This is a genomic window from Escherichia sp. S10b, from assembly GCF_028421345.1.
Classification (GTDB): domain Bacteria; phylum Pseudomonadota; class Gammaproteobacteria; order Enterobacterales; family Enterobacteriaceae; genus ECMA0423.
Genome location: NZ_JAHZSO010000064.1, coordinates 1 through 906, shown reverse-complemented (window position 1 = coordinate 906; position 906 = coordinate 1). Strand labels below are relative to the sequence as shown.

Annotated in this window: 1 protein-coding gene and 1 pseudogene; both read right to left on the bottom strand. The window is 36.1% G+C overall.

Going from position 1 to position 906, the window contains the following annotated elements:
* The coding region (locus FTE26_RS06000; RefSeq protein WP_024200448.1) for an ISAs1 family transposase at positions 1 to 385 on the bottom strand (385 nt) is incomplete at its 3' end.
* A 140-nt stretch (positions 386 to 525) separates the two neighbouring features.
* Positions 526 to 876: pseudogene (locus FTE26_RS05995) on the bottom strand (HEAT repeat domain-containing protein); the annotation flags it as partial.
* Positions 877 to 906: the final 30 nt, after the last annotated feature.

The following is a 906-nucleotide window of genomic DNA, read 5'->3' as shown; positions in this document are numbered from 1 at the left end:
TGACATGAATCGCTCCCCTGCGGCGACTCTTGTCATAAGAGTGCCGGAGCGTTTTTCCATCAATTGCAATGACGTCTTTATCATCTGAAGAATGGCAGTCACGCATCCAGTTAATAAAGCACTCGTGAAATTTTGCAGGACTGATACAGGATACAACTCTGGCAATGGTATCGTGAACAGGAATACCATTTTCAAAATCACCATATTGCTTCAAAAAATCGAGATGTGTTTCCCCAAAATCCTCTATATCTTCCCAACCTTCTGCACCAGAAATAACGGCACAAATAGTCAACAGTAGAATATCCGATAATTTATGTTCCACTTTCCAGGTTTGTCTGTAATCGGGGATAATAGAAATATGTTCCATCAATTTTTTAAGTTCCATTTTGTTCTCCTTAATTAGGTAAGGAGTATTTGATCATGTATAAGCAATAAAAAACAGCTTCAGGTAATAAGGAATATCTCAATTTTTAAACATAAAATGCGAATTATTTAGTGCAAAAAGTGAACTTTTGATGATCTTTCCCTGGCCGTTGACTCGATTGCCGTAGCTCGAACGCAAGCACTCTTATCATTCAATGCCATATTGTTCAAAATATTAAAAACATTATCTTCGCATTTTTTGCAAATTTATATTTGCCCGAGTATAAATGCTCCGATATCTCTACGGATATAATTTTTGTCAGTGCAGAATTCAATTGCCAATCTAACAGCGTCTTGCCCCCCTCTTAACTGTAATACTCTGGCAGATGAAATCCTTTTCAAGGAATTGCGATCATCAAGTAAGCGAAATAATTCATCATCATTTAGTTTCTTACATTTATTATATAAACCATACTCTTTACTTGCCTTTCTTTTCTGGTATGTATTTGACATTGCAGGAACCTCCATAAAGGCTATCTTTTT